The organism is Martelella sp. UBA3392 (assembly GCF_002358775.1).
GTDB lineage: Bacteria > Pseudomonadota > Alphaproteobacteria > Rhizobiales > Rhizobiaceae > Martelella > Martelella mediterranea.
Genome location: NZ_DEPM01000012.1, coordinates 1 through 5,563 on the forward strand (window position 1 = coordinate 1; position 5,563 = coordinate 5,563).

6 protein-coding genes are annotated in these 5,563 nt (G+C 62.5%); 3 read left to right on the forward strand and 3 right to left on the reverse strand.

Annotated features, from left to right (window positions below; translation table 11 throughout):
* Positions 1–90: 90 nt before the first annotated feature.
* Complete coding sequence (locus tag B4E36_RS01010) at positions 91–933, reverse strand: inositol monophosphatase family protein (RefSeq protein WP_292058513.1); 843 nt, start codon at positions 931–933, stop codon at positions 91–93.
* 276 nt (positions 934–1,209) lie between these two features.
* On the opposite strand from B4E36_RS01010, the gene rpsD reads away from it, so the two are divergent.
* Complete coding sequence (rpsD, locus tag B4E36_RS01015) at positions 1,210–1,827, forward strand: 30S ribosomal protein S4 (RefSeq protein ID WP_018064333.1); 618 nt, start codon at positions 1,210–1,212, stop codon at positions 1,825–1,827.
* Positions 1,828–2,140: 313 nt separating this feature from the next.
* On the opposite strand, the gene ald is transcribed toward rpsD, so the two are convergent.
* Positions 2,141–3,259 (reverse strand): alanine dehydrogenase, encoded by a 1,119-nt coding sequence (ald, locus tag B4E36_RS01020; protein WP_345899868.1) that lies wholly within the window; start codon positions 3,257–3,259, stop codon positions 2,141–2,143.
* Positions 3,260–3,406: 147 nt separating this feature from the next.
* Here ald and B4E36_RS01025 point away from each other — a divergent pair, with 147 nt between their 5' ends.
* Complete coding sequence (locus B4E36_RS01025) at positions 3,407–3,868, forward strand: Lrp/AsnC family transcriptional regulator (RefSeq protein WP_018066485.1); 462 nt, start codon at positions 3,407–3,409, stop codon at positions 3,866–3,868.
* On the opposite strand, the gene B4E36_RS01030 is transcribed toward B4E36_RS01025, so the two are convergent.
* Positions 3,865–4,446 carry a GNAT family N-acetyltransferase gene (locus B4E36_RS01030; RefSeq protein ID WP_292058517.1) on the reverse strand — a complete coding sequence of 194 codons (582 nt, stop codon included), beginning with the start codon at positions 4,444–4,446 and terminating at the stop codon, positions 3,865–3,867. The two genes, B4E36_RS01025 and B4E36_RS01030, sit on opposite strands and share 4 nt — an antisense overlap.
* A gap of 139 nt (positions 4,447–4,585) precedes the next feature.
* On the opposite strand from B4E36_RS01030, the gene B4E36_RS01035 reads away from it, so the two are divergent.
* Positions 4,586–5,563 (forward strand): metallophosphoesterase (locus tag B4E36_RS01035; RefSeq protein ID WP_345899869.1); only part of this gene is annotated, 978 nt, incomplete at its 3' end.

A 5,563-nucleotide genomic window follows, 5' to 3' on the forward strand; every position in this document is an offset into this window, starting at 1 on the left:
GCGTCAAAATCCTCGCGCGATGCTACGGCATCGCTCTGCGGTATTTTCCTACTCGGACGACCATTCCAGCGCGCATCATATGAGTTCTAATCATTGACTCTTGGTATAAAGCGTGAAGACCTTGGCCCGCAGTTCCTCCCAGCTGTCCTTGTCGGGCGCGCCGAGGAGGCCGCCGTCGAGATGGCTTGGCAGGTAGCGCGAGCCGTCATAACGGGCGATATAGCCGCCGGCTTCCTGGCCGATCAGCACGCCCGGCAGATGATCCCAGGGCATCAGCTTGAAATAGGTGAAGAAATGCGAGCCGCCGGAGGCAAAGGCGCGGTATTCGACGGCGGCCGCGCGATAGCTCGCGGCATAACGCACCTTCGCCATATTGCCGAGCAGGACCGTGCGGTTTTGCTGCGGCATGAAGGCGACAGAAGCTGTGCCCAGCATTTCTTCGAGCGGAACGGGCGCCGCCACCGACATTCTGCTTGACGAGCCGTCGGCGCGCTTCAGCCAGGCCCCGCCGCCCTTTTCCGCGATCATGAAATCATCGCCCATCGGGTCATAGATCAGGCCGGCGACGGTTTCGCCGTTGACCACAACCGCCGCCATGACGCCGAAGGCGGAAATGCCATGGGCGAAGTTGAACGTGCCGTCGATCGGGTCGACAACCACCGCCACATCGGCGTCCTTCAGCTTCGACAGCAGGTCGGGGTCGGCGGCCACGCCCTCCTCGCCGATGAACAGCGCCTCGGGTAGGATTTCGGCGATGCCGGCCTTGATCACGCGTTCCGCGCCGGTATCGGCGATCGTCACCAGATCGCTTGCCTCGGTCTTCTCGGCGACATCGCTTTCGCCGAGAGCGCGGAAACGGGGCAGGATTTCCTGCTTGGCGGCATGGCGCATCAGCCCGGCGATGGCGTCGAGCGTTTCGGAGGTGATCGGCATTGTGGTCATTCCTGGCTGAGAGGGTTGTTGCACCCGGTTAAACCATGACGCCCATGCAGGAGTCCATGCCGCAGGCGTTGACTTTCAGGCAAAAGCCGACTATCAGCGCGCCAACACTGAATTGATCGGTGTTCTAACCGACATGTCCCGTGGTTTTCCGGGCGCTTTTTTCCGCGAAAACCTGTCAGGCCCTTCGAAAGAGGGCGCCAAAGGAGGGCGTGTTTCCTTGGGCTCCCGGCCATGCCGGTCCCGCTATGTTGAGATTAAGGAAATACGATGAGCAAGCGCGAATCGTCCAAGCATAAAATTGACCGCCGTATGGGCGAAAACATCTGGGGTCGTCCGAAGTCCCCGGTCAACCGTCGCGAATACGGCCCCGGCCAGCACGGCCAGCGCCGCAAGGGCAAGCTTTCCGACTTCGGCGTGCAGCTGCGCGCCAAGCAGAAGCTGAAGGGCTATTACGGCGAACTGCGCGAAAAGCAGTTCCTCGCGATCTTCGAGGAAGCCAACCGCCGCAAAGGCGACACCGGTGAAAACCTGGTCGGCCTGCTGGAAAGCCGCCTTGACGCGATCGTCTACCGTGCCAAGTTCGTGCCGACCGTGTTTGCCGCCCGCCAGTTCGTCAACCACGGCCACGTCACCGTCAACGGCGTTCGCGTCAATGTCGGCTCCTACCGCTGCAAGGCCGGCGACGTGATCGAGGTGCGCGAGCGCTCCAAGCAGCTCGCAAGCGTTCTCGAAGCGACCCAGCTCGCCGAGCGCGACGTGCCGGACTACATCGACGCCGATCACCACAAGATGACGGCGACCTTCGTACGGGTCCCGGCGCTCGCCGATATCCCCTACCCGGTCATCATGGAACCGAACCTCGTGGTCGAGTTCTACTCGCGTTAATTTCCGCGACATCGCATGCGAAAAGCCGCCTTTCGGGGCGGCTTTTTTATTGTCTGACGAAGCCCGCCCCACCCTCTTTCGTCACCCTCGGGCTTGTCCCGAGGGTCTAAGCACGTATCAACGCGACAAGCGTTCTGGGTTAACAAAGGGCGAAGGAACAGTGCCTTACTAACCGCAGACTCCGCTCGCATTGAGGGGTGGTTAGATCCTCGGGTCAAGCCCGAGGACGCCCGTAGGAGGGGATAGTTTTGTCAGCAGTTCATGTCGCCTCTCGAGGCGACATGTTTATATTGTCGGACGGAGATGACGCTGTTCAAGCGACCTTGAGCACCGCCTCCGGTGCCGCAAGCTCGTAGCCGAGTGCTGCGGCGACGGCGGCGTTGGTGACGCGGCCGCGATGGACGTTGAGGCCGTTGCGCAGATGGCGGTCCTCGGAAATAGCGGCGAGCCCCTTGTCGGCCAGCATCAGCCCGTAATGCAGCGTCGCATTGTTCAAAGCCGTGGCGGAGGTGATCGGCACCGCGCCCGGCATGTTGGCGACGCAGTAATGCACCACGCCATCGACCACGAAGGTCGGATCGGAATGGGTGGTGGCGTGGGAGGTCTCGAAACAGCCGCCCTGATCAATCGCGACATCGACCATGACCGCGCCGGCCTTCATGCCCGGCAGCATTTCGCGGGTGACGAGCTTGGGGGCGGCCGCGCCCGGCACCAGCACCGCGCCGATGACGAGATCGGCAGCGAAGATCTCGTTTTCGAGCGCTTCGGTGGTCGAGTAGAGCGTCTTGACGCGGCCGCGGAACAGCTCGTCGAGCGTGCGCAGGCGCGGCAGCGACCGGTCGAGGATCGTGACCTCCGCACCAAGGCCGGTCGCCATCAGCGCCGCATGCAGGCCGACGACACCGCCGCCGATCACCACCACCTTGCCGGGCGCGACGCCCGGAACGCCGCCCAAGAGCACGCCGAGCCCGCCATTGGCCTTCTGCAGCGCCGTCGCGCCGGCCTGGATCGAAAGCCTTCCGGCCACTTCCGACATCGGCGCCAGAAGCGGCAGCCCGCCGCGCTCGTCGGTCACCGTCTCATAGGCGATCGCCGTGACGCCGGAGGCGAGCAGCCCCTCGGTCTGCGCCGGATCGGGCGCGAGATGCAGATAGGTATAGAGCAACTGCCCTTCCCTGAGCTGCGCCCATTCGGAGGGTTGCGGTTCCTTGACCTTGACGATCATATCCGCCCTGGCGAACACGGTGGCGGCGTCCGGTACAATCGTCGCGCCCGCCGCGCGGTAGGCGTCGTCGCCCGCGCCAACGCCTTCGCCCGCGCCGGTCTCCACGATAACCTGATGGCCATGCGCCACATATTCGCGCACCGAAGCCGGGGTCAGGCCGACGCGGTATTCATGATTCTTGATTTCCCTGGGACAGCCGACAAGCATTTTCGATCTCCTCGCTCCAATCGGTACAACCTAGGCTGGATTGAAACGCGAAATTGCAGCAATGTCCTTGCAAAGTTATCCTTGATTTTTCACTTTTTTCGTTTAATTTTCGAAAAAGAACAATAAAAATCGAAGGGTATTCGAACGATGGATATCGACGACATTGATCGTGCGATCTTGAAGGCGTTGCAGAAGAACGGTCGCATCACCAATGCGGATCTTGCGGAAACCGTCGGTCTGTCGCCATCCGCCTGTTCCAGACGGCTCGATATATTGGAAAAGAGCGGCGTGATCGAGGGCTATACCGCGAGAATCTCACCCGAGGCGCTTGGCTACAAGATGGTGGCGATCGTGCAGATCTCGCTCTCCGGCCAGTTCGCGCGAACGCTTGCCGAGTTCGAGGAGGCGGTGAAGCGCTGCCCGAACATCATCGTCTGCTACATGGTCTCGGGCGTCTATGACTATACGCTGCGGGTGGCGGCCAAGGACCTCAAGGACTACGAGCGCATCCACCGCGACTGGCTGTCGGCGCTGCCGCATGTGGTGCAGATCAACTCCTCCTTCGCGCTCCGGCCGATCATCGAGCGCATCAATGTCGGGATCGACTAGGCGCGCGACGGCTTCACTAGCAGCAGCCAGTTCTCGCCCTCCGCCTTCCAGTCGTCGGCGGTAACGATCGCTTCACGCGCGGCTTCGTGAAAGCCGAGCTGATCGTAGAACCGGCGCGCCGGCGCATTGCCGTCGGAGACGATCAGGGCGAGATCGCGGCCGCCGGCCATCCGCTCCGCCCGCTCCATCAGCAATTTCCCGAGCCCGCGCCGGCGGTACTCCGCATAGGCCGCGAGCACGTGAATATAATAGCTGCCCACCGCCTTCGCCTTCAGCGTCTTCAGCGGTTCGAACACCGGATGATCGGCCTCGCCGGTCGGGGTATCGCGCTCCAGCGGATAGGCCAGCAGCAGCGCCACGATATCGGAGCCCAGCGTCGCGACCGTGCCATTCTTCCAGTTGACGACCTGATCCAAGCGCCGGACGCTGTCACGCCCGGCCTGCCAGGGATCGCCCTCGCCGCCCTCAAGCCGCCCCCAGCGCCACAGCGGCAGGCCGTGATCGGCGATATTGATGAGCCGCACCATGTCCGGCGCATCCTCCGCCGTCGCTGCCCTGATCGTGAAACTCGAAACCAATCCATCCCTCCCCAGTTGACGACAAGCCCGCCACCCGCCTAGCCTGTCATTAAGCTTTCACAGACTTGCAATTCATTCCATGATCATTGTCAACCGTCCGGCGGTGCGAACTCTGCACCACAACACGAATGGAGCCGCCATGTCCGCGCTTTTCGAACTGCAACCGATCTCCCGTCGCACGCTTTTGCGCGGCATGGCCACGGCCACCGCCATGGTCGCCCTTCATCCGTTCTCCGCCCGGGCCGCCGGCAATCAGGCGCATCTGCGGCTGATGGAAACCACCGACATCCACGTCAACGTGTTTCCCTACGACTATTACGCCGACAAACCCAACGACACGATGGGCCTTGCCCGCACCGCCTCGATCATCGACGCGATCCGCGCCGAATCGACCAATTCCATGCTGATCGACAATGGCGACTTCCTGCAGGGCAATCCCATGGGCGATTACATCGCCTATGAGCGCGGCATGCAGGATGGCGACGTCCACCCGGTGATCAAGGCCATGAACGTGCTCGGCTATGATGTCGGCACGCTCGGCAATCACGAGTTCAATTACGGCCTCGATTTCATGCACAAGGTGCTGGCCGGCGCGAACTTCCCCTATGTCTGCGCCAACCTGACCACCGGCGCACTGGCCGACGACCCGACCAAAGACGATCTGATGATCAAGCCCTATCTGATCCAGGAGCAGATGATCACCGATGGCGACGGCAACACCAGCCCGGTGAAGATCGGCTTCATCGGCTTCGTGCCGCCGCAGATCATGGTCTGGGACGAGAAGAACCTTTCCGGCAAGGCCAATACCCGCGATATCGTGGAGGCGGCCGAAGCCTGGGTGCCGGTCATGAAGGCCGAAGGCGCCGATATCATCGTGGCGCTGTCGCATTCCGGCATTGATGGCGCCGGCCCCGCGCCGCTGATGGAAAACGCCTCGCTCCATCTCGCCGGCGTCGAGGGCATAGACGCGGTGTTCACCGGCCACCAGCATCTCGTCTTCCCCGGCACGGAGGACTTTGCCGGCATCGAGGGCGTCGATATCGAGAAGGGCACGCTCAACGGCAAGCCCGCGGTGATGGCCGGCTTCTGGGGCTCGCATATGGGCCTGATCGACCTG

Bases quoted from the DNA above. Each gene is read 5' to 3' on its own strand.
- B4E36_RS01010 (WP_292058513.1), bottom strand. From the start codon at position 933: ATGCCGATCACCTCCGAAACGCTCGACGCCATCGCCGGGCTGATGCGC.
- rpsD (WP_018064333.1), top strand. From the start codon at position 1,210: ATGAGCAAGCGCGAATCGTCCAAGCATAAAATTGACCGCCGTATGGGC.
- ald (WP_345899868.1), bottom strand. From the start codon at position 3,259: ATGCTTGTCGGCTGTCCCAGGGAAATCAAGAATCATGAATACCGCGTC.
- B4E36_RS01025 (WP_018066485.1), top strand. From the start codon at position 3,407: ATGGATATCGACGACATTGATCGTGCGATCTTGAAGGCGTTGCAGAAG.